Below are 20,458 nucleotides of genomic sequence, written 5' to 3'. Positions count from 1 at the left end.
GTGTCGAGACCAACACGGTCCCATCGAGCGGAGATAGGACCGTGTTGGTCTCGACACGCCTCCGCCTAGCGGCTCCGGCGGCTCGACCAGCGATGGTGGGATCAGACCGGGACGAGCTCGACGGCACCGACGGCGTAGCGGGCCAGGATGGTGCGGGCGACCTCGGGGTGGGCGCCCATCGGGTCGCTGACCGCGACGGCGCCGGCCTCGAGGGCGAGCTCCTTGGCGCGGTCGGGCAGCTGCCCGGGAGCCAGGAAGAGCATGCCGACGGCGATGTGGCGGCGGCCCTCGGCGCGGAACGTGCGGACGGCCTCGCCGGTGGCCGGCGGAGCGGCCGAGGCGTACGCAGCCACGACCGGGAGCTTGTGGTGGGCACCCCAGATCCGGGCCAGGCGGGCCACCGACTGGTTGGCCAGCGAGTCCGAGGAGCCGGCGGCGGCCAGGACGAGGGCGTCGAGCTCGCGCACCCGAGCGCCCTTCAGCGACGCCCGCAGCCGCTCGTCGAGCACCTGCAGGAAGACGCTCTCGAGGCCGAGGATCTCGCTGGTGTGGATGCGCAGGCCGGAGTGGCGCGCGGTGGCCTCGGCGATGACGGAGGGTACGTCGACGCGGGCGTGGAAGGCCTCGGTCAGGAGCAGGGGTACGACGACGATCTCGTCGTGGCCGGCCTTGACGAGCTTGTCGACGACGGCCTGGAAACGCGGCCGGGAGTGGTCGAGGAAGGCGGCTTCGATGCGGAGGTCGGGGCGCAGGGCGCGTACCTCGGCAATGAGGGCGTTGATGGTCGCGGCTGACTGCGGATCGCGGCTGCCGTGAGCCAGGGCTACCAGAGCGGGAGCTGCCATTGTCTTCATCCTTCGGTGTTGCAGGGGAGCGGTCGGGAAGTCTGTGTTGTCGTGCGCCCTTCGGCGCCGTCGCCGATCAGGCGTGGATGCCGCACTCGGTCTTGCCGGTGCCGGCCCATCGCCCGCTGCGCGGGTCCTCGCCGGGGGCTACCCGGCGAGTGCACGGCGCGCAGCCGATCGAGGGATACCCGTCGTAGACGAGCGGGTTCACGAGCACTCCGTTGTCCTCGATATATCGCTCGACCTGCTCGTCGGACCATCGCGCCATCGGCGATACCTTGACCTTCTGGCGCTTGGCGTCCCAGCCGATGACCGGTGCGATGACCCGGTTCTTCGTCTCCGCGCGGCGCAGGCCGGTGGCCCAGGCGTCGTAGGAGGCGAGCGAGTCGGCCAGGGGCTTGACCTTGCGCAGCGCGCAGCACAGGTCGGGGTCGGTCCGGTAGAGGTCCTTGCCGTATTCGGCGTCCTGCTCGGCCACGCTCTGCACGGGCGTGATCGTGAGGAGGTTGACCGGCATCGTCGCCTCTACAGCGTCGCGGGTGCCGATCGTCTCGATGAAGTGGTAGCCGGTGTCGAGGAAGACCACGTCGATCCCGGGTACGACCTTCGAGGCGAGATGAGCCAGGACCGCGTCACCCATGGAGGACGTGATCGCGAACCGCTCACCGAAGGTGGCGGCGGCCCACTCGATGATCGTCTCGGCCGGGGCGAGCTCGAGCTCGGCTCCCCAGTGGGAGACGATCTCGCGCAGTTCCTCGGGCGTACGCCCCTCGGCGTCCACCCCGCGGTTGGCCCGGGCGGCTGCTGTGCTGACGCTCATGCCTGCGCCTCCTTCGTGACGTCCCGAGAGATGTGCGGCCGAGAGATCTGGCCAAGTGACTTCAGCTGGAAGGCCCGCAGGCAGGCGCGGCATTCCCAGGACCCGTGCGCGGCCTCGTGCGGCCACAGGTCGGTCTCGCCACAGAACGGGCAGTGGAACGGGGTGCTGGCTCGCTCGCTCATGCCGCCACCTCCGTCGAGGAGAGCAAAGAGTACGGAAGCGGCGGCCTGAGGCCGATTGTCGCTCGCTGGCGCTCGCTCATGCGGTCACCTCGTCCAAGGTCTTCTCGCCGCGCAGCAGGACCTCGTCGGCCCGCGCGGTCCAGGCCGAGAACGTCTCGCCCTCGGTGCGGTCGGCCAGGTAGTTGACCGTCAGCGCGGAGATGTAGTCGTCGAGCCCGGCCGAGGTGACCTTGTGCGCGCGCAGCTTGCGCCCGAAGTTGGCGGTCAGCCCGGTCGCGCCGCCCAGGTGCACCTGGAAGCCCTCGACCTGGTTGCCCTCGTCGTCGAGGACCAGCTGGCCCTTGAGCCCGATGTCGGCGACCTGGGTCCGTGCGCAGGCGTTGGGGCAGCCGTTGACGTTGACGGTGATCGATGCGTCGAGCTCGGGGAACCGCGACTCGAGCGAGGCGATCAGGTCGCGGGCCCGGTCCTTGGTGTCCACGATCGCGAGCTTGCAGAACTCGATCCCGGTGCAGGCCATCGTGTTCTGGCGCCAGTTGGAGGGCCGGGCCGAGAAGCCGATCGCGTCCAGCTCGGTGACCAGGTCCTCCACGACCGCGGGGTCGACACCGATCAGCACGATCTTCTGGTACGGCGTGAGCCGAGCGCCCTCGACGGCGAACTTCTCCATGACGCCGGCGAGCTCGACCAGGTGCGTGCCGGAGATGCGCCCGGCGATCGGTGCCAGGCCGACGTACTTCTTGCCGTCCTTCTGGTCGTGGATGCCGACGTGGTCGCGGTGGCCCAGGGGCGACTCGGGGGACGGGTTGGAGACGAGCTGACGGTCGAGGTACTCGTTCTCGAGGACCTCGCGGAACTTCTCCTTGCCCCAGTCGGCGACCAGGAACTTCAGCCGGGCCCGCGAGCGGAGCCGGCGGTAGCCGTAGTCGCGGAAGATGCCCGCGACACCGGCCCACACGTCGGCGACCTCGTCGATCGGCACCCACACGCCGAGCTTCTCGGCCAGGCGCGGGTTGGTGGAGAGGCCGCCGCCGACCCAGACGTCGAAGCCGGGGCCGTGCTCGGGGTGGACGGTGCCGACGAAGGCGATGTCGTTGATCTCGGGCGCCACGTCGTGGGAGGGGTGGCCGGTCAGCGCGGTCTTGAACTTGCGCGGGAAGTTCGAGAAGGCGGGGTCGCCCAGGTAGCGGGACTCGATCTCGCGCAGCGCCGAGGTGCCGTCGATGATCTCGTCGGCGGCGACGCCGGCGACCGGCGAGCCGAGGAACGGACGCGGCGAGTCGCCGCAGGCCTCGGTCGAGTGCAGCCCGACCTCCTCGAGGCGCGACCAGATCTCCGGGACGTTCTCGATCTCGATCCAGTGGTACTGGATGTTCTCGCGGTCGGTGATGTCGGCCGTGTCCCGCGCGAAGTCGACGCCGATCTGACCCAGGGTGCGCACCGCGGCGGGGGAGAGGAGCTTGCCGTCGGAGCGTACGCGCATCATGAAGTAGCGGTCGTCGAGCTCCTCCTCGTCGAGGATGGCGGTCTTGCCGCCGTCGATCCCGGGCTTGCGCTGGGTGTAGAGGCCGAACCAGCGGAAGCGGCCGCGCATGTCGGCCGGGTCGATCGAGTCGAACCCGCGCTTGGAGTAGGTGTAGAGGATCCGGTCGCGAACGTTGAGCGGGTCGTCGTTCTTCTTCGACTCCTCGTTCTTGTTCAGCGGCTCGGTGTAGCCGAGGGCCCACTGGCCCTCGCCCTTCTTGGGGCGGGGGATCTCGGTGCGGGTGGCGCGCTTGGCCTGAAACCGGTTGTCGCTCATGTCAGAGAAACCTTTGCGTCGGTCGTGGACGCACGGCGGAGCAGGGACGTGCTCGCGGCGGGCGCCCGGGATGTCTGTCGGGCGGCGGGCCAGCGGCTCGACGCGGGGGATGCGGAGCGCTGGGCGTCAGTGGCGCCAACAGATCGAGCTGCGCATGCGGCAATAGTCCACGTGGCGTCGAACCACGAGGTGCGCATGTGTTGCAGCAGTGACCATGTCAAGGAGTCTCAGGTAGCGGACGGCTTTCACGCAATCTGGAATCCCGATATATGAGACATCGGTCCGTTATGTGGGACGTTCCCGCTTGTTCACGCGGGCGGTGTGGCCGAGGTCACCATCTGGTCACGGTCCCTTAACCAGGCTGAGCAGTCGGTCATTCCCGCGGGCGGTGATAGGGGACGTACGCAACGCACCGGGTGACCACGATGCTGCTCTCGTCCGCGCGGCTGACTAGGCTGTGGCCTATGAGCGATCTGTCTGCCCCGGTGAATTCAGGCACTGTGAGTTCTGCCTACAACCAAGCCCTCGAGGTGATCGCCTCTGTGGAGCCCCGCATCGCCGAGGCGACCAAGCAGGAGCTCGCTGACCAGCGCGCCAGCCTCAAGCTGATCGCGAGCGAGAACTACGCGAGCCCCGCCACGCTGATGACGATGGGCACCTGGTTCTCCGACAAGTACGCCGAGGGCACCGTCGGCCACCGCTTCTACGCGGGCTGCCAGAACGTCGACACCGTCGAGCAGATCGCCGCCGAGCACGCCAAGGAGCTCTTCGGCGCCGAGTACGCCTACGTGCAGCCGCACTCCGGCATCGACGCCAACCTGACGGCGTACTGGGCCATCCTCGCCCACCGGGTCGAGGGCCCGTGGCTGGAGAAGATGGCCGTCAAGAACATGAACGAGCTCTCCGAGGCCGACTGGGAGACGCTGCGTGCCGAGCTCGGCAACCAGCGCCTGCTGGGCATGTCGCTGGACGCCGGCGGCCACCTCACCCACGGCTTCCGCCCGAACATCTCCGGCAAGATGTTCCACCAGAACCAGTACGGCACCGACCCGGAGACCGGGCTGCTCGACTACGACTCGCTGCGGGCCAAGGCCAAGGAGTTCCAGCCGCTGATCATCGTGGCCGGCTACTCCGCCTACCCGCGCCGGGTGAACTTCGCCAAGATGCGCGAGATCGCCGACGAGGTCGGCGCCACCCTGATGGTCGACATGGCCCACTTCGCCGGCCTCGTCGCCGGCAAGGTGTTCCAGGGCGAGGAGAACCCGGTTCCTTACGCCGACGTCGTCACCTCGACCTCCCACAAGTCACTTCGCGGCCCGCGTGGCGGCTTCATCCTGGCCACCGAGGAGTACGCCCCGAGCGTCGACCGCGGCTGCCCGATGGTCCTCGGCGGCCCGCTCAGCCACGTCATGGCCGCGAAGGCCGTCGCCTTCGCCGAGGCGAAGCAGGAGAGCTTCCAGACCTACGCCCAGGAGGTCGCCGACAACGCCAAGTCGCTCGCCGAGGGCTTCCTCAAGCGCGGCGCCAAGCTCGTCACCGGCGGCACCGACAACCACCTCGTCCTGCTGGACGTGACCGGCTTCGGCCTCACCGGCCGCCAGGCCGAGTCGGCGCTGCTCGACTCCGGCGTGGTCACCAACCGCAACTCGGTCCCGTCCGACCCGAACGGCGCCTGGTACACCTCGGGCATCCGCCTCGGCACTCCGGCGCTGACCACCCGCGGCTTCGGCGCCGACGAGTTCGACCGCGTCGCCGAGCTCATCGTCGACGTGCTCTCGAAGACGACCCCCGGCACCACGAAGGCCGGCGGCCCGTCCAAGGCGTCCTACGCCATCGAGGACTCCGTCGCCGACAACACCAAGGCCGCCGCGGCGGAGCTGCTCGCGAAGTTCCCGCTGTACCCCGGTCTCGACCTCGCCTGAGCCCGTGCCTGCACCGAAGCGGCCCAGCTCGATCCCCGGCGTCGGGGCCCCTGAGAAGGTGGTCCCGACGGCGGCGGTACGTGTCGTCGTCGAGGACGAGTGGCCGGCGCTCAAGAAGGTGCGCCTTGCGGCTCTCCAAGACACCCCTCGTGCTTTCTGGGCCTCCTACGACGAGGTGGTGACCTGGCCAGACGAGCGTTGGCGGCTGTGGGCCGCGTCGGGTTCGGCTTACATCGCCTGGCTCGGCGAGAAGCCCTCTGGGCTCGCCGCCGGAATCATCCATGAAGACGAGCACCACCTGATCAACATGTGGCTCGCCCCCGAGGCGCGTGGTCACGGCCTCGCCGAGGGACTCATCCTGGCCGTCGCCGGCTGGGCGCGTCGTGACGGTGCCTCCGTGCTGACCTTGTGGGTCGTCGACGGCAACGAGTCCGGGCGCCGCCTCTACGAGCGCCTCGGCTTCGAGCTCACCGGTGAGACGCAGCCCTTCCCCGAGGGCGACCCGCGCACCGAGTCGAAGATGGCGCTCCGTCTCACCTGACCGCGATGGCCGACCCACGCGAGGGCGTGACCCCCGAGGGTCTGATCGTCACGGGAGCGCGCCGTGACCGGGTGCCGTCCGCGTACGAGCCGGTCCTGGCATACGTCCTCGGGCGGGTGCCGCCGGAGGTGTCGGTCCACGTCTACGGCTCGGTGGCCAACGGCACGGCCGCCGAGCCCACCTCCGACGTCGACCTGCTGACGATCGGACTCCCGGCGGCGGAGGCTGCCGCGCTCGGTGCCGAGGCGTCGGCGGCGTTCGCCGGCGTTTGCCGCGGCGTGGAGATGGCCGCGGTGTTCTCGGACGACTACCTCGGCGACGGCGACGAGGCGTACGGCAACCGGGTCTTCCTGCGCCACTACTGCGCCCATCTCGCAGGCCCCGACCCGGGCGAAGCCCTTCCGGGGTTCCCCGCAGACGCTCGTGCCGCGCGTGGCTTCAACGGCGATATCGGCCGTGCCCTGCGCAGGTGGCGAGGCGCCCTCGGCCGCGACGATGCGGCCGATCTGTCGCGTCGGATCGCCCGCAAGTCCCTCCTCGCCGTGGCCGGTCTGGTCAGCGTCCACGACGGCACCTGGACGACCGACCGGGCGGCGGCTGCCGCCCGGTGGAGCGAGATCGAGCCGTCCCTCGCGGTGGATCTGGAGCGGCTCGAGACGCTGTGCGACCGCGGTGGGGCCTCCGCGGAGGAGACCTCGGGCCTGCTCGGTGCGCACGGCGTGATCGAGCAGGTCACTGGCCGCTTCGCCGCCGACATCGGGCTCTGGCCAGACACCTAGAATCGGTCCAGTTACGGACCGGGCTGATCAGCGACGCGGCGAAGGTCGCAGCGTCGCGCTGGCAGGCGGCGTACGCTCCGGAGCATGACGCCCGCTGAGGTCGACGCCTACGTCGCGACTCTGGAGGGCTGCAGTCGCAAGCCGCGAGGCTGGTACGTACACCACACCCGTCTCGTCGCCAGGCTGACCGACCCGACAACGCTGCTGGTCCGCGTTCCGATCGAGCAGCGTGACGCGCTGATCGAGCGCTGGCCGGACGCGTTCGGCATCCCGCCGAGGCTGGAGGCGCACCACAAGATCGAGGCCTATCTCGACCGCGCCGCTCCCGAAGCCGTCCGGGAGGCGATCCGTCTCGCCTGGCACTTCCAGAGCTGATCCCGCCGGCGTAGCGGCCACGACGAGCGCGAAATCGCTCGCGACACGCCGGTATGTCGGAGTGTCGTGGCGCTCCTCGGTCGGTACGTGGCCGCTCAGCCGAGGAGGGCGGCGATGTCGACCGGGACCTCGACGTCGCCATAGGTCAGTGTCGCCGACCCGTCCGTGAAGCGGCCGGTCTCGACGAAGTACCCGTCCTCGAGGCGGTGGGTGAGGATCACGTGGTCACGAGGGTCGACGATCCAGTAGCACGGCGCGCCCCACTGCGCGTAGCGGTTGAGCTTGCCGACGAGGTCGTCGCGACGGTTGCTGGCGAGGATCTCGACGACCAGGTGCGGAGTGGCCCGCAGGGTACGCTGCTCGTCCGTCTCAAGTCTCGCCGATCCTCGGTTGAGGGTCCAGCGCTATCGGGGTCTCCGCCACACAGAGACGTGGCTGCTGGACTCGCTGGTGAACGCCGAGCGGTCCCAGCCGGCGTGCCTCGCCTCCAGCGTCATCCCGGCCAACCGCGCCATCAGGTCGAGCTCGGAGGGCCACACGAACCGGAAGTTGTGTGCCCCGTACCGGAAGCGGCCGTCGGCCTCGCGGGTGTAGTGGTGCGAGATCGCCTGCTGGGTGACCAGGTCGTAGGTGTCGAACCCGAGGTGCGCCGCGGAGACGTCGAACGGGATCGCCGGGCTGCCCGGGGGCAGCCGCCGCAGTCCGGGCACGCCGACCTCGACCAGGAAGCGCCCGCCCGGAGCCAGATGACGTGCGGCGTTGGCGAAGCAGGCGACCTGCTCGTCCTGCGTACGCAGGTTCCCGATCGTGTTGAAGACCAGATAGACCAACGAGTACGTCCCCACCCCCGGCGCTTCGGCGGAGGCCATGTCGCCGACCACGACCGGGATCTCCTCCTCGGTGACCTTGCGCCGTAGGACGTCGACCATCGGCTGGGACAGCTCGATGCCGGTGACCGGCACACCCAGCTCCCGCAGCGGTACGCCGATCCGGCCCGTCCCGATGGCGAGCTCGAGCGCGGGGCCGCCGTCGGCGAGCTCGGCGAGGAGGCGGGCCGCCGGCCCGGTCACCTCGGCTGCGTTGACCCAGTCGTCGGGGTCGTCGTAGCGCTCGGCGTCGTCGCGGGTCCACAGATCGCTGCTGGTCATGGGCATCGACTCTGCCCGGTGACACATGCGGGGCGCGAACGATTTAAAGGCCTGCCGTCCTGTTCAGAGCCAGGAGTAGCCGACCTCGGGCCGTCCGCCACTGGGACCGTAACGGACCCCGCGAGCGGCCAGGCCCTTGTCGGCAAGATGTTCGAGGTAGCGCCGCGCGGTCACCCGCGACGCGCCGACGACCGCGGCGACCTCGCTCGCGGACAGGTCACGTTCGGCCTCGCGCAGTGCGGCCGTCACAGCCCGCAGCGTCTCCGCGCTCATGCCCTTGGGCAGCGGCGTGCTGCCGGTGGGCCGCAGCGACCCCAGCAGCTGGTCGACCTCGTCCTGGACGACCTCCTCGGGAGCCGCGTCCAGTCGGGCACGATAGTCGGCGTACTGCTCGAGCTTGTCCCGGAACGTCGCGAACGTGAACGGCTTGAGCAGGTAGAGCACGACCCCTTGCACGACGGCCTGCCGCACCACCTTGGTGTCCCGCGCCGCCGTCACCGCGATCACGTCGCACAGGTGCCCGGCGGTACGCAGCCGGCTGAGCAGCCCGAGCCCGTGCCCGTCGGGCAGGTTCATGTCGAGCAGGATCAGGTCGACCGGGGTGCCTGCGTCGCGGGCCGCATCGAGCGCGCGGACCGCCTCGCGCGCCGACCGCGCGATCCCGGCCAGGGCGAAGCCCGAGACCCGCCCGACGTACGCCGCATGGGCCTCGGCGGCGAGCGCCTCGTCCTCGACGACCAGCACCTTCACGCTCATGCCGTCACCTCCCTGCCGAGGGTGACGGTGAATTCGGCCCCGCCGAGGTGCGAGCGGCCGATGACGACCTCGCCACCATGACGCCGGGCGATCTGCCCGACCAGCGCGAGGCCCAGGCCTCGACCGGTGCCGGGCTCGGCCTTCGTGGTCCAGCCGCGGTCGAGGACGCGCGCCGAGTCGGCGTCGTCCAGGCCGGGTCCGCTGTCGCCCACGCGCACCGTGAGGGTGTCGTCGTCACCGGTCAGGTGGACCTCGACCTGGCGGGACTCGAAACCGGAGACGGCGTCGAAGGCGTTGTCGACGAGGTTGCCCAGCACCGTGACCAGGTCGCGGGGCGGGATGCCCGTGCCCGGCGGCACCTCGCCGACGATGCGGAACTCGACGCCCTGCTCGGCCGCCTCGGCCGACTTGCCGAGCAGGAGCGCGGCCACGACGGGATCCTCGACCGCGCCGACGACCCGGTCGGTGAGGAGCTGGGCGACCTGGAGCTCCTCGGTGGCGAACTCGACCGCGTCCTGCTCGCGGCCCATCTCGATGAGGGAGACCACGGTGTGGAGCCGGTTGGCCGCCTCGTGGTTCTGGGACCGGAGCGACTCGGTGAGGCGGCGTACGACTTCCAGCTCGCCGGTCACCGAGCGCAGCTCGGTGTGGTCGCGCAGCGTCACCACGGCGCCGACCTCGCGGCCGTCCCACAGCGCTGGCGCTGAGGAGACGACGAGGATCCGCTCGCCGGCGAGGTAGAGGTCGTCGGACTCGGCGGTGCGGCCGCGGGCGGCGGCGACCAGTCCGGGCGCCAGGTCGAGGTCCTCGATCCGGGTGCCGATCACATCCTCCGGCAGCGCCAGCAGGCGCCGGGCCTCGTCGTTGACCAGCTGCACGCGTCCCTCCCCGTCGAGCAGGAGCAGACCTTCGCGGACCGAGTGGAGGACGGCGGAGTAGTACTCGTACATCCGGGCCAGCTCACGCTCGCCCATGCCATGGGTGAGCCGGTGCAGGCGCCGGCTCAGCAGCCAGGCACCGGTCAGACCGACGGCCAACACCAGCGCGCCGCACAACAGCACGATCGTGACGTCGCGCCTGAGACCGCGGTTGATGTCGCTGACCGTGATGCCGACGGACACGAGCGCGACGACCTCGTCGCCCTCCTCGACCGGCACCACCGAGCGGACCGACGGGCCGAGCGTTCCGGTGTACTGCTGGGTGAAGACCTCGCCGTCGGGCGCGCCGCCGAGGTCGCCGACGAACTCTCCACCGATCTGACGTGGATCGGTGTGGGTGTAGCGGGTGCGGTCCAGGTCCATCACCACGACGAAGTCGGTGTCGGTGTCGCGGCGTACCTGCTCGGTCCAAGGTTGGAGGGTCGCCGTCGGGTCCTCTCCTCGCAGCGCCGTGCTGACGGTGGGGGAGTCGGCGACGGTCTGGGCGACGGCCACCGCCCGCTGCGTGGCGCGGCTGTAGGAGTCGCGCTGGGCGTCGTAGGAGGCCATCAGGATGCCGGTGACGACGAGCAGCAGCACCGTGGCGAACTGGAGGAGAAGCACCTGCTGGGCCACCGGCCGGTCGCGGAGAACGCGGGGGCGGAACGGGTGGACACGGGGCACGACAACATTCTGGACCACCTCCGTTGCGTGGTTGTGATCGTGGCCACGAACACAACGAACACAACAGTGACGGTCGTCACGTTCTCCCGGAGAGTTGCCCGAGTTGCCCCGGAGGGCAGGACACACCGGACCAGGAGGAACGATGAGTACGACCACCACTGAGACAAGACCCAAGAAGGACCGGACACATTATCTCTACATCGCGGTGATCGCCGCGGTGGTCCTCGGCATTCTGGTCGGGTTGATCGCCCCGTCGTTCGCGGTGGAGCTGAAGCCGATCGGTACGGCCTTCGTGAACCTGATCAAGATGATGATCCAGCCGATCATCTTCTGCACCCTGGTCATCGGCGTCGGCTCGGTCGCCAACGCGGCCAAGGTCGGCAAGGTCGGTGGCCTGGCGTTGATCTACTTCATCGTGATGTCCACGGTCGCCCTGGCGATCGGCGTGATCGTCGGCAACATCATCGACCCGGGCACCGGCCTCCAGCTGAGCTCGGACGCGACCAGCGCGGGCCAGGAGGCCGCCTCGGAGGGACACGCGAGCACTACCGACTTCCTCCTCAGCATCATCCCGACCTCGCTCTTCTCGGCGCTGACCTCCGGCGTGGTGCTGCAGACCCTGCTGGTCGCCCTGCTGGTCGGCTTCGCGCTGCAGCGGATGGGTGAGTCGGGCAAGCCGATCCTCAAGGCGATCACCTTGATCCAGAACCTGATCTTCCGGGTGCTCGCGATGATCATGTGGGCCGCTCCGGTCGGTGCCTTCGGTGCCATCGCCGGTGTCGTGGGGGAGACCGGCGTCGACGCCCTGAAGAGCCTCGCCGTGATCATGATCGCCTTCTACGTCACCTGCGCGATCTTCGTCTTCGGCATCCTGGGCGTGATCCTCAAGCTGGCGACCGGCGTCAACCTCTTCAAGCTGCTCAAGTACCTCGCCCGCGAGTTCCTGCTCATCCTCTCCACCAGCTCCTCCGAGTCGGCGCTTCCGCGCCTGATCGCGAAGATGGAGCACGCCGGTGTCGAGAAGGCGACCGTCGGTGTCGTGGTCCCCACGGGCTACTCGTTCAACCTCGACGGCACCGCGATCTACCTGACGATGGCATCGATCTTCATCGCCGACGCGATGGGTGACCCGCTGAGCATCGGCGAGCAGATCGGCCTGCTGCTGTTCATGATGATCGCCTCCAAGGGTGCCGCCGGTGTCACCGGTGCGGGCCTGGCGACCCTGGCCGGCGGTCTGCAGTCCCACCGCCCGGAGATGGTCGACGGGGTCGGGCTCATCGTGGGCATCGACCGGTTCATGTCCGAGGCCCGCGCGCTGACCAACTTCGCCGGAAACTCGGTCGCCACCGTCCTGGTCGGCCACTGGACCAAGACCATCGACCACGGCCAGCTCGACCGTGTCCTGGACGGTCAGGACCCCTTCGACGAGACGACCATGGTCGACGACCACGCCGCCCCGCCTGCGGCGGAGACCGACAAGGCGCTCGTCTAGACCCCACGACATCAGGCCGTACGCCTCGCGGACACGCGCGACGTACGGCCTGGTGTCGTCATCGGTTGCGGTAGAGGATCCGCGCCAGCTCGAACGGCGCGAAACGCCAAGAGCCGATCGGCTCGTCGTCGAGCCCGATCCGGCCGAGGGCGGCGACGATCCAGGAGAACGCGAAGCAGCCGATGCCGGCGACGGCCCAGATCCCGACCGTACGCCAGGCCAGGTCGCCACCGAAGGCGCGGAAGATGCCGATGACGGCAGCGATCACGGCGATCGCTGCGATCAGCCAGAAGAGGATCGAGCAGATGACAGCGGCCAACCGGCCGGCCACGGCCAGCGGGTCGCGAGGCGGCTGGTGATGGGGCCCTTGACCGGGGCCTTGATGGGGAGGGTGCGGATAGTTCATTTGGGCGCTGATTCTGGCCTAACTCGGCCGCAGGAGCCACACCGGGCTGGCGGGTCTTCAGAGCGCCGGACTGCGTGACAGGTATCCTCCTGCGCGTTCTCGGGTGAGTGTTCGACAATTTGCCCGGGACATCGATGGGCCATAACGACTAATGTTATGGAGATCACATAACGAGGCGCTGCCTCGTGGACCCGACGCGGCCTGCGTGGCACGACTCCGTGGATCAAACGACGATGGAGGGTGCAATCAGATGCACGTGCGAAAGTGGCAAATCGGAGCAGCAGTCGCAGGTCTGCTCGCCGTGACCGGGTGTGGGGTGCCGGGCGGCGGTGGCAACAACGATGCCGGCGAAACCGAAGAGGGAGACGGCAGCATCCAGATCCTCGGCGCGATTCCCGAGGGCGAGGCAGTGGGGCTCAACGCGGCCCTCGAGACGTTCACCGAGGAGACCGGGATCGAGGTGACCTACACCCCCTCCACGGACTTCACCACCGAGATCCGCACCAAGGTCAACGGAAACGACGCACCCGACATCGCGTTCTTCCCCCAGCCCGGTCTGGTCGGCGACCTGACCGAGTCGGGTGACACGCTCCCGCTCGACGATCTCATCGACGTCGGCTCGCTCGACGACACCATGATCCCTGGTCTGATGGACTCGGTCGAGATCGACGACAAGACCTACGGCGTCCCGATCCGCGTCTCGATGAAGTCGCTGGTCTGGACCCCGAAGGGCTTCGAGCAGTCCGGCTACAAGGCGCCCACCACCTGGGACGAGCTGCGGAGCCTCGAGGACCAGATGATCGCCAAGGGCCAGACCCCGTGGTGCCTCGGCGCCGAGGCCGGCGCCGATACCGGCTGGGTCTACACCGACTGGGTCGAGGAGATCGTCCTGCGCCAGGAGGGCCCGGAGTTCTACGACGACTGGGTCTCCCACGAGGTCCCCTTCAACGACCCGAAGATCGTCGAGGCGATCGAGACCATGGGCGACATCATCAACAAGCCGAAGAACGTACGCGGCGGGGCCGACGGCACCCTGAGCGAGCCCTTCGGCGACTCGCCGCTGCCGCTCTTCGACGCCAAGCCGGGCTGCGAGATGCACCGCCAGGCCAACTTCATCACCACCTTCTTCCCGAAGGACGTCCAGGCGGACCTGGCCGGCAACGTCGGCGTCTTCGCGCTGCCGGGCAACATGGAGGGCGGCTTCGAGGGCAACCCGGTCCTCGGCGGCGGTGACATGGCGACCGCCTTCACCAACGACACCGACGTGGTGGAGCTGATGGAGTTCTTCGCGTCGCCCGACTTCGGTGCCGAGTGGGCCCAGGCCGGTGGCTGGCTCTCGCCGAGCACGGAGTTCGACAACTCGCAGTACGCCGACCCGATGTTCGGTGAGATCGCGACGCTCCTGCAGGACGCCGACACGTTCCGCTTCGACGGGTCGGACCTGATGCCCGCGCAGGTCGGCGCCGGCACGTTCTGGAGCGAGATGAACGCCTATGTCGGAGGTGAGAAGAGCGCTCAGGAGGCTGCCGACGCGATCGAGGAGAGCTGGCGAGGATGACCGATGATCCGTATCTGAAGATCCTCAACGGCCTGGTAGCTATCGTCCTGGGAGTCGGTGGCACCGCTGCTCTCTACTGGGTGCTCAACTTCCTCTCAGGCCTCCTGCCGGGCAAGTGGGAACGGCGGGTCAAGCCGTACGTCTTCATCGGCCCGGCCATCTTGGTGGTCACCGTCTTCCTGGTCTACCCGGCCGTGATGACGGTGATCTACAGCTTCGCCGATGAAAACAGCATCAACTGGGTCGGGTTCGGGAACTACACGTCGCTCTTCCGGGACGATGAGTTCATCGGCACGTTGGTCAACAACCTGCTCTGGATCCTCATCGTCCCGGCAGGGAGCGTCATCGTCGGCCTGCTCGTGGCGGTGCTGGCAGACCAGCTCAAGGCGTTCCCTGAGCGGGTCGCGAAGTCGGTCATCTTCATGCCGATGGCGATCAGCTTCGTCGGGGCGAGCACGATCTGGGGCTTCGTCTACGCGACCAGGTTCGCGCAGGGCGACAAGCAGATCGGGCTCCTCTCGGCGATCTCGACGAGTCTCGGGTTCGAGCCGGTCGCCTGGCTGCGGATCTCCGACTACAACCTCAACGACCTGCTCCTGATCGTCATCATGATCTGGTTGCAGGCGGGGTTCGCGATGGTGCTGCTCTCCTCGGCGATCAAGGGCGTCCCCGAGGACACCGTGGAGGCGGCGCGCATCGACGGGGCTAGCGAGATCCAGATCTTCTTCAAGGTCGTCGTACCGCAGATCTGGCCGACGGTGATCGTGGTCTTCGTGACCGTCCTCATCCTGGTCCTGAAGGTCTTCGACATCGTCTACGTGATGACCGGAGGCGGCTCGGGCACCTCGGTGCTGGCCAACACCTTCTTCGTCGAGCTCTTCGAGTTCGGTGACTCGGGCCGGGCGGCCGCGGTGGTGGTCGTTCTGATGATCGCCGTGATCCCGGTGATGATCTACCAGATGCGCCAGTTCAAGAAGCAGGAGGCCCGTTGATGAGGAGCTTCACCCTCGGCGGCGTTGCTGTTCGTGTAGGCATCGTCCTGCTGTGCGTCCTCTGGTTCATCCCGACGCTGGGTCTGCTGATCTCGTCGTTCCGCGACGAGGCCGACGTGAAGTCGTCGGGCTGGTGGACGGTCATCACCGACCCGTTCTCCCAGTGGACCCTCGACAGCTACACGCAGGTCCTCGAGAGCGGGATGGCGAACGCCTTCGTGAACTCGATCGTCGTCTCCGTCCCCGCGACGGTGCTGCCGATCATGATCGCCGCGTTCGCTGCGTACGCGTTCACGTTCATGCGGTTCCCGGGGCGCAACGTGCTGTTCATGCTGATCGTCGGGTTGCTGGTCGTCCCGCTGCAGGTGGCGTTCGTGCCGCTGCTCAGCTTGTTCAGCGACTACGACCTCAACGGCACCTTCCTCGCTGTGTGGCTGGCCCACACGGCGTTCGGGATGCCGTTGGCGGTCTTCATCCTGCGCAGCTACATGTCGAGCCTGCCGCAGGAGATCATCGAGTCGGCCGAGATCGACGGGGCCTCGCACTTCCAGACCTTCTGGAGGTTGATCGTACCGATGTCGGTGCCCGCGCTGGCAGCGTTCGCGATCTTCCAGTTCCTCTGGGTCTGGAACGACCTTCTCGTCGCGCTCATCTTCCTCGGGGCGGGTGACAACGAGGTCGTCACGATCACGTTGCGTGACCTGATCGGCGACCGTGGCCAGGAATGGCACCTGCTCACCGCTGGTGCGTTCATCACGATGACGGTGCCGCTGATCGTGTTCTTCTCGCTGCAGCGCTACTTCGTCCGTGGGCTCACGGCCGGGTCCGTCAAGGGCTGAGGACCGGTCCGCAAGCGGCGGGCGCCATGTCTCCTTCGAGACATGGCGCCCGTTGCGCGTCCAGGCACCTCTACAGGGCCGGCGTCGCCCGCTGCACGACCGCCCTCTGGTCGCCGCCGGCGAGCATGCCGTACGTCCCGCCGTGGCCCGGCAGGCGGCTGGCGCAGAAGATGTCGGCCACCTCGTCGGGGCCGTGCTGGACCAGGAGGCTCCCTTGGAGGAGGGTGGCCATGCTTCCGGCCAGACGCCTGGCTGAGCGCTCCAGCTCCTCGGGACTGGTCATCGACTCGCCCAGCAGGGAGAGGGTGGCGTCGACGGCGCGGTCGTAGCGCCGGTCGGCGCCCTTGGCCCTGCCGACCTCGGTGATCCACGCGTCGAGAACCCCGGGTTCGCGTTGGATGGCACGCAGGACGTCGAGGGCGTTGACGTTGCCGGAGCCCTCCCAGACCGAGTTGAGCGGGGACTCGCGGAAGAGCAGCGGCATCACCGACTCCTCCACGTAGCCGTTGCCGCCCAGGCACTCCAGCGCCTCCGCGACCATCGCCGGGGTGCGCTTGCAGACCCAGAACTTCGCCAGCGGCAGGCCGATGCGGCGCAGGGCCCGCTCGTGCTCGTCGTCGGGTCGGTCGACGGCGGCGGCCAGGCGCATCGCCAGGGTCGTGGCCGCCTCGGACTCGACGGCCAGGTCGGCGACCACGTTCTGCATCAGCGGCCTGTCGGCCAGGGCGCCGCCGAACGCGGAGCGGTGGGCGACGTGCCAGCTCGCCTCGGCCACGGCCCGGCGCATCAGCGAGGCTGAGCCCAGCACGCAGTCGAGGCGGGTGGCGGCGACCATCTCGATGATGGTGCGTACGCCGCGGCCCTCCTCGCCCAGCCGGTAGGCCGTGGTGCCGCGGAACTCGAGCTCGGAGCTGGCGTTGGAGCGGTTGCCGAGCTTGTCCTTGAGCCGCACCACGTCGAGGCGGTTTCGCTCTCCCGAGGGAAGGACACGGGGGAGGAGGAAGCAGGTCAGGCCAGCCGGCGCCTGGGCGAGCACGAGGAAGACGTCGTTCATCGGGGCCGAGGTGAACCACTTGTGCCCGTGCAGCTCGTAGAGGCTGTCGCCGACGGGATGCGCCTCGGTGATGTTCTGGCGTACGTCCGAGCCGCCCTGCTTCTCGGTCATCCCCATGCCCGCCAGGGCGCCGAGCTTCTCGGCGGGGTCGCGGAGACCGAAGTCGTACGTCGTGGAGGCGAGTCTCGGCACCCACTCCTCGGCGACGGACTCGTCGGCGCGGAGCGCGGGGACCGCGGCGTACGTCATGGAGATCGGGCACAGGTGGCCGGGCTCGGTCTGGGACCAGGCCAGGAACCCGGCGGCGCGGCGTACGTGGGTGTGCTCCTCGCCCTTCTCGGCCAAGGCCCAGGGCGTGGCGGCCAGACCGTGGCCGACGGCCCTGTCCATCAGCCAGTGCCAGGAGGGGTGGAAGGCGACCTCGTCGATCCGGTTGCCGTAGCGGTCGTAGGGGACCAGCTCGGGGTGGAAGCGGTTGGCGAGACGGCCGTGCTCCTGCGCCTCGGCGGTGCCGGCCTCGGCGCCCAATGGGACGAGCGAGTCGAGGGTCTGCTCGCCCGCGTGACGCAGGACCGCCGCCGAGAGCGCGGCATCCCCGGTGACCACGTTGTGACCCGCGAGCGCGGGCGTCTGGTTGGTGACACGGCGGATGTCGGAGGCACTCATGCAACAGACGATAGAGCGCGGCGGATAGGGTCACAGATGTGTCCGAGACATCTGCATTCACCCCGAAGTGGGCCGGTGTCGAGCAGGTCGCTCTTCCTGAGACAGTGCGGTCGCCGTGGTGGCAGCTCGGGCGGCGGCTGCTGGCCGCGCTGGCGATCCTGGTCGGGACGGTCCTGCTGGTCTATCTCGACCGCGACGCGTACGCCGACAACAACGACCCCACCGGCCAGATCAGCCTGATCGACGCCATCTACTACACGACGGTGACACTGAGCACGACCGGCTACGGCGACATCGCCCCGGTCGAGGCGCACGCGCGGATGATCAACGCGTTCATCATCACGCCGGCCCGCATCGCCTTCCTGGTGCTGTTGATCGGCACCACTCTCGAGGTCCTCACCAAGCAGGGCCGTGACCTCATCCGAGTCGCTCGCTGGAGGAAGAAGATGTCCCAGCACATCGTCGTCGTCGGTTACGGCACCAAGGGCCGTAGCGCCGTGGAGACGCTGCTCAGCAGCGGAGCGGATCCGGAGGAGTTCGTCGTGGTCGACCCGGACCCGGTGGCTCGCTCGGATGCCCACTCCGACGGGATCGCGGTGGTCACCGGCGATGCGACCCGGCGCGAGGTGCTGATGCGGGCGGGCGTCAAGGACGCCGAGCAGGTCATCATCACCACCAACCGTGACGACTCCAACGTGCTCACGATCCTGACGGTGCGGCAGATCAATCCCGAGGCGTGGATCGTCGCTGCCGCGCGCGAGCGCGAGAACGCGCCGTTGATGAAGCAGTCCGGAGCCGACTCGGTGATCACCTCCGCCGACGCGGTCGGCCGGCTGATGGGTCTGTCCACCATCTCGCCGACCCTGGGGTCGGTCATGGAGGACCTGCTCAACTCCGGCACCGGCCTGGAGGTCTCCGAGCGCGACCTGCTGGTCAACGAGGTCGGCAAGCAGCCGCAGCAGCTGGCCGACCAGGTGATCGCGGTCGTACGCGACGAGAAGGTCTTCCGCTACTTCGACCCGGTCGTCGGCACCCTGTCACGTGGGGACCGGCTGGTCGTCGTGCGGGCCGCGAGGGAGCTGCCCTGGGCGCCGCGTCCGGGGACGCACGGTGAGGACACCGCGGAGGCGTGACACCCGCCGAAATAGAAGTCAGCCGCTGGCGTCTCGGGTCACCAGCGGCTGACATGGAAGAGATTAGCGGATGGTCCGGCGAGCTTCAAAGAGTTGATCTGCACTTTTATGAAGATGGCCCAGATGGGCTATCCCGGGTAGTTCGAGACGGTGGCGCGTGGCGGTTTCGAGGGCGCCCTTCACGCCTGGGATGATGTACGCATGACCGAGGCGCCCCACAGCCCCGGGTCTGCCGACGGGCAGCCGGGTCTTTCCGAGAACGAGAAGCGACTGCTGGACTTCGAGCGCTCGTGGTGGTCGGCCGGCACCGGCCGCGACGACGCGGTCCGAGAGCAGCTCGGGATGAGCGCGGCCGAATACCACCGAGCCGTCAACGATGTGATCGACAGGCCCGAGGCGCTCGCTTACGACGGCGTCCTGGTGCGCCGGCTGCGGCGGCAGCGCGACGCGCGGCGTACGCAGCGCTCGAAGAACCCGCGCTCATAGTCCTCTCGGGTGGTCCGAGTAGCCCGGTCGGATCATTTGCAGTCTTCTGCATTGCAGGTGCTTGCACGCGTTCGACTCTGTCGGCTAACGTTCTTCTTGTCAGCCGCTGGTGACCCGAGACGCCAGCGGCTGACTTCTGTTTTGCCGCCCTGCGCCGAGACGTCAGCCGCCCTGCGCCGAGACGTCAGCCGCGCAGGCCGAGACGTCAGCCGCTGCCCAGTCGGCCGACGGTAGTGACGCTTCGGCCGACGTACCTGACGCCTCGGCAGGGGTTGGTCAGTCGCGAGCGGTGAGGATGAGCGGGCCGTCCTCGGTGATCGCGACGGTGTGCTCCATGTGAGCGCCACGGGAGCCGTCGGCGCTGCGCAGGGTCCAGCCGTCGGGGTCGGTGAAGATCTCGTCGGTGGTGTGCAGGAACCACGGCTCGATCGCGATGACGAGACCGGGCTGCAGCTTGAAGCCGCGGCCGGGCCGACCGTCGTTGGCGATGTGCGGGTCGCCGTGCATGGTGCGGCCGACGCCGTGGCCGCCGAACTGGGTGTTGATCTTGAGGCCCTTCGCGCGGGCGACGCCGGCGATCGCGTGAGAGATGTCGCCGACCTTGTTGCCGGCGCGCGCGGCGTCGATGCCGGCGGCGAGTGCCTGGGTGGTGGTCTCGATCAGGTCGAGGTCCTCCTGGCGGGGCGTACCGACGACGACGGAGAGGGCCGAGTCGGAGACCCAGCCGTCGACGCTGGCCGCGAAGTCGACGCTGAGCAGGTCGCCGTCCTGCAGCTTGTAGTCGAAGGGCAGGCCGTGCAGCACGCCGTCGTTGACCGAGGTGCAGAGCACCTTCCCGAACGGCATCGCGCCGAAGCTCGGGTGGTAGTCGATGTAGCAGGACTCCGCGCCGCGGTCCTTGATCATCTTGTGCGCCAGCTCGTCGAGCTCGAGCAGGTTGACACCCACGGCAGCGTGCTCGCGGAGTGCGGTCAGGACATCGGCCACGAATCGGCCGGCGGGCTTCATCTGCTCGATCTGGGTCGGGGTGCGCAGTTCGATCACAGGCCCAGCGTAGCCTGA

Annotated in this window: 20 protein-coding genes and 1 pseudogene; 10 read left to right on the top strand and 11 right to left on the bottom strand. The window is 68.7% G+C overall.

Translation table 11 applies throughout. The annotated features are described in order from the left end of the window. Nucleotides 1-101: 101 nt before the first annotated feature. The 4 genes from ACFWQC_RS22990 to ACFWQC_RS22975 form a co-directional block, all read right to left on the bottom strand. Nucleotides 102-845 (bottom strand): sirohydrochlorin chelatase, encoded by a 744-nt coding sequence (locus tag ACFWQC_RS22990; protein ID WP_378683390.1) that lies wholly within the window; start codon nt 843-845, stop codon nt 102-104. A 76-nt stretch (nt 846-921) separates the two neighbouring features. Next, nucleotides 922-1,665, bottom strand: coding sequence for a phosphoadenylyl-sulfate reductase (locus tag ACFWQC_RS22985; RefSeq protein ID WP_378683387.1), 744 nt, complete (start codon nt 1,663-1,665; stop codon nt 922-924). Then, a complete protein-coding gene (locus ACFWQC_RS22980; RefSeq protein ID WP_378683384.1) occupies nt 1,662-1,847 on the bottom strand; it encodes a hypothetical protein in 186 nt (61 codons plus the stop codon). Before ACFWQC_RS22980 ends, ACFWQC_RS22985 begins: the two co-directional genes overlap by 4 nt. Nucleotides 1,848-1,923: 76 nt before the next feature. Then, the gene (locus ACFWQC_RS22975) at nt 1,924-3,648 is read right to left on the bottom strand and encodes a nitrite/sulfite reductase (RefSeq protein ID WP_378683381.1); all 1,725 of its coding nucleotides are present in this window, start codon (nt 3,646-3,648) and stop codon (nt 1,924-1,926) included. Between the two features lie 464 nt (nt 3,649-4,112). Here ACFWQC_RS22975 and ACFWQC_RS22970 point away from each other — a divergent pair, with 464 nt between their 5' ends. The 4 genes from ACFWQC_RS22970 to ACFWQC_RS22955 all read left to right on the top strand — a co-directional run bounded on the left by ACFWQC_RS22970 (nt 4,113) and on the right by ACFWQC_RS22955 (nt 7,265). Then, entirely contained in the window at nt 4,113-5,570 is a 1,458-nt protein-coding gene (locus ACFWQC_RS22970) for a glycine hydroxymethyltransferase (protein WP_378683378.1), read from the top strand. A gap of 4 nt (nt 5,571-5,574) precedes the next feature. Next, complete coding sequence (locus ACFWQC_RS22965; protein WP_378683375.1) at nt 5,575-6,111, top strand: GNAT family N-acetyltransferase; 537 nt, start codon at nt 5,575-5,577, stop codon at nt 6,109-6,111. Nucleotides 6,112-6,116: 5 nt separating this feature from the next. Further along, a complete protein-coding gene (locus tag ACFWQC_RS22960; protein WP_378683373.1) occupies nt 6,117-6,890 on the top strand; it encodes a hypothetical protein in 774 nt (257 codons plus the stop codon). An 84-nt stretch (nt 6,891-6,974) separates the two neighbouring features. Beyond that, nucleotides 6,975-7,265: a hypothetical protein gene (locus ACFWQC_RS22955; protein ID WP_378683370.1), complete on the top strand. Its 291-nt coding sequence runs from the start codon at nt 6,975-6,977 to the stop codon at nt 7,263-7,265. A 95-nt stretch (nt 7,266-7,360) separates the two neighbouring features. Here the strand turns inward: ACFWQC_RS22955 and ACFWQC_RS22950 are convergent. The 4 genes and pseudogenes from ACFWQC_RS22950 to ACFWQC_RS22935 all read right to left on the bottom strand — a co-directional run. Next, nucleotides 7,361-7,624 (bottom strand): annotated as a pseudogene (locus tag ACFWQC_RS22950) (Uma2 family endonuclease); the annotation flags it as partial. A gap of 45 nt (nt 7,625-7,669) precedes the next feature. After that, nucleotides 7,670-8,413, bottom strand: a complete 744-nt coding sequence (locus tag ACFWQC_RS22945; RefSeq protein ID WP_378683367.1) for a class I SAM-dependent DNA methyltransferase — start codon at nt 8,411-8,413, stop codon at nt 7,670-7,672. Between the two features lie 63 nt (nt 8,414-8,476). After that, a complete protein-coding gene (locus ACFWQC_RS22940; RefSeq protein ID WP_378683364.1) occupies nt 8,477-9,169 on the bottom strand; it encodes a response regulator in 693 nt (230 codons plus the stop codon). Next, nucleotides 9,166-10,770, bottom strand: coding sequence for an ATP-binding protein (locus tag ACFWQC_RS22935; RefSeq protein ID WP_378683361.1), 1,605 nt, complete (start codon nt 10,768-10,770; stop codon nt 9,166-9,168). The genes ACFWQC_RS22940 and ACFWQC_RS22935 overlap by 4 nt, the downstream gene beginning before the upstream one ends. A 142-nt stretch (nt 10,771-10,912) precedes the next feature. On the opposite strand from ACFWQC_RS22935, the gene ACFWQC_RS22930 reads away from it, so the two are divergent. Then, a complete protein-coding gene (locus ACFWQC_RS22930; RefSeq protein WP_378683358.1) occupies nt 10,913-12,262 on the top strand; it encodes a cation:dicarboxylate symporter family transporter in 1,350 nt (449 codons plus the stop codon). Between the two features lie 58 nt (nt 12,263-12,320). Here the strand turns inward: ACFWQC_RS22930 and ACFWQC_RS22925 are convergent, their stop codons facing one another. Next, nucleotides 12,321-12,668, bottom strand: coding sequence for a hypothetical protein (locus ACFWQC_RS22925; protein ID WP_378683355.1), 348 nt, complete (start codon nt 12,666-12,668; stop codon nt 12,321-12,323). 256 nt (nt 12,669-12,924) lie between these two features. Here ACFWQC_RS22925 and ACFWQC_RS22920 point away from each other — a divergent pair, with 256 nt between their 5' ends. From ACFWQC_RS22920 to ACFWQC_RS22910, 3 genes are read left to right on the top strand one after another with little or no spacing between them, the layout of a single operon-like run. Then, nucleotides 12,925-14,226 carry an ABC transporter substrate-binding protein gene (locus tag ACFWQC_RS22920; RefSeq protein WP_378683352.1) on the top strand — a complete coding sequence of 434 codons (1,302 nt, stop codon included), beginning with the start codon at nt 12,925-12,927 and terminating at the stop codon, nt 14,224-14,226. Beyond that, nucleotides 14,223-15,218, top strand: a complete 996-nt coding sequence (locus tag ACFWQC_RS22915; protein ID WP_378683350.1) for a carbohydrate ABC transporter permease — start codon at nt 14,223-14,225, stop codon at nt 15,216-15,218. The genes ACFWQC_RS22920 and ACFWQC_RS22915 overlap by 4 nt, the downstream gene beginning before the upstream one ends. Then, nucleotides 15,218-16,057 (top strand): carbohydrate ABC transporter permease, encoded by an 840-nt coding sequence (locus ACFWQC_RS22910; RefSeq protein ID WP_378683348.1) that lies wholly within the window; start codon nt 15,218-15,220, stop codon nt 16,055-16,057. The genes ACFWQC_RS22915 and ACFWQC_RS22910 overlap by 1 nt, the downstream gene beginning before the upstream one ends. Before the next feature lie 70 nt (nt 16,058-16,127). Here ACFWQC_RS22910 and ACFWQC_RS22905 read toward each other — a convergent pair whose 3' ends face one another. Further along, nucleotides 16,128-17,777 (bottom strand): acyl-CoA dehydrogenase family protein, encoded by a 1,650-nt coding sequence (locus ACFWQC_RS22905; protein ID WP_378683345.1) that lies wholly within the window; start codon nt 17,775-17,777, stop codon nt 16,128-16,130. Nucleotides 17,778-17,815: 38 nt separating this feature from the next. Here ACFWQC_RS22905 and ACFWQC_RS22900 point away from each other — a divergent pair, with 38 nt between their 5' ends. Further along, nucleotides 17,816-18,910, top strand: a complete 1,095-nt coding sequence (locus tag ACFWQC_RS22900) for a potassium channel family protein (RefSeq protein WP_378683342.1) — start codon at nt 17,816-17,818, stop codon at nt 18,908-18,910. A gap of 201 nt (nt 18,911-19,111) precedes the next feature. Continuing rightward, nucleotides 19,112-19,396, top strand: a complete 285-nt coding sequence (locus ACFWQC_RS22895) for a DUF3263 domain-containing protein (protein WP_378683340.1) — start codon at nt 19,112-19,114, stop codon at nt 19,394-19,396. Nucleotides 19,397-19,672: 276 nt separating this feature from the next. Here the strand turns inward: ACFWQC_RS22895 and map are convergent, their stop codons facing one another. Next, entirely contained in the window at nt 19,673-20,440 is a 768-nt protein-coding gene (gene map, locus ACFWQC_RS22890; RefSeq protein ID WP_378683337.1) for a type I methionyl aminopeptidase, read from the bottom strand. Nucleotides 20,441-20,458: the final 18 nt, after the last annotated feature.

This window comes from Nocardioides sp. NPDC058538, from assembly GCF_042719275.1.
Lineage (GTDB): Bacteria > Actinomycetota > Actinomycetes > Propionibacteriales > Nocardioidaceae > Nocardioides.
Note: the sequence above shows the minus strand (reverse complement) of the source record. Positions and strands in the feature narration are given on the sequence as shown.

Bases quoted from the DNA above. Each gene is read 5' to 3' on its own strand.
- ACFWQC_RS22990 (WP_378683390.1), bottom strand. From the start codon at position 845: ATGGCAGCTCCCGCTCTGGTAGCCCTGGCTCACGGCAGCCGCGATCCG.
- ACFWQC_RS22985 (WP_378683387.1), bottom strand. From the start codon at position 1,665: ATGAGCGTCAGCACAGCAGCCGCCCGGGCCAACCGCGGGGTGGACGCC.
- ACFWQC_RS22980 (WP_378683384.1), bottom strand. From the start codon at position 1,847: ATGAGCGAGCGAGCCAGCACCCCGTTCCACTGCCCGTTCTGTGGCGAG.
- ACFWQC_RS22975 (WP_378683381.1), bottom strand. From the start codon at position 3,648: ATGAGCGACAACCGGTTTCAGGCCAAGCGCGCCACCCGCACCGAGATC.
- ACFWQC_RS22970 (WP_378683378.1), top strand. From the start codon at position 4,113: ATGAGCGATCTGTCTGCCCCGGTGAATTCAGGCACTGTGAGTTCTGCC.
- ACFWQC_RS22960 (WP_378683373.1), top strand. From the start codon at position 6,117: ATGGCCGACCCACGCGAGGGCGTGACCCCCGAGGGTCTGATCGTCACG.
- ACFWQC_RS22955 (WP_378683370.1), top strand. From the start codon at position 6,975: ATGACGCCCGCTGAGGTCGACGCCTACGTCGCGACTCTGGAGGGCTGC.
- ACFWQC_RS22945 (WP_378683367.1), bottom strand. From the start codon at position 8,413: ATGACCAGCAGCGATCTGTGGACCCGCGACGACGCCGAGCGCTACGAC.
- ACFWQC_RS22940 (WP_378683364.1), bottom strand. From the start codon at position 9,169: ATGAGCGTGAAGGTGCTGGTCGTCGAGGACGAGGCGCTCGCCGCCGAG.
- ACFWQC_RS22930 (WP_378683358.1), top strand. From the start codon at position 10,913: ATGAGTACGACCACCACTGAGACAAGACCCAAGAAGGACCGGACACAT.
- ACFWQC_RS22925 (WP_378683355.1), bottom strand. From the start codon at position 12,668: ATGAACTATCCGCACCCTCCCCATCAAGGCCCCGGTCAAGGGCCCCAT.
- ACFWQC_RS22915 (WP_378683350.1), top strand. From the start codon at position 14,223: ATGACCGATGATCCGTATCTGAAGATCCTCAACGGCCTGGTAGCTATC.
- ACFWQC_RS22910 (WP_378683348.1), top strand. From the start codon at position 15,218: ATGAGGAGCTTCACCCTCGGCGGCGTTGCTGTTCGTGTAGGCATCGTC.
- ACFWQC_RS22905 (WP_378683345.1), bottom strand. From the start codon at position 17,777: ATGAGTGCCTCCGACATCCGCCGTGTCACCAACCAGACGCCCGCGCTC.
- ACFWQC_RS22895 (WP_378683340.1), top strand. From the start codon at position 19,112: ATGACCGAGGCGCCCCACAGCCCCGGGTCTGCCGACGGGCAGCCGGGT.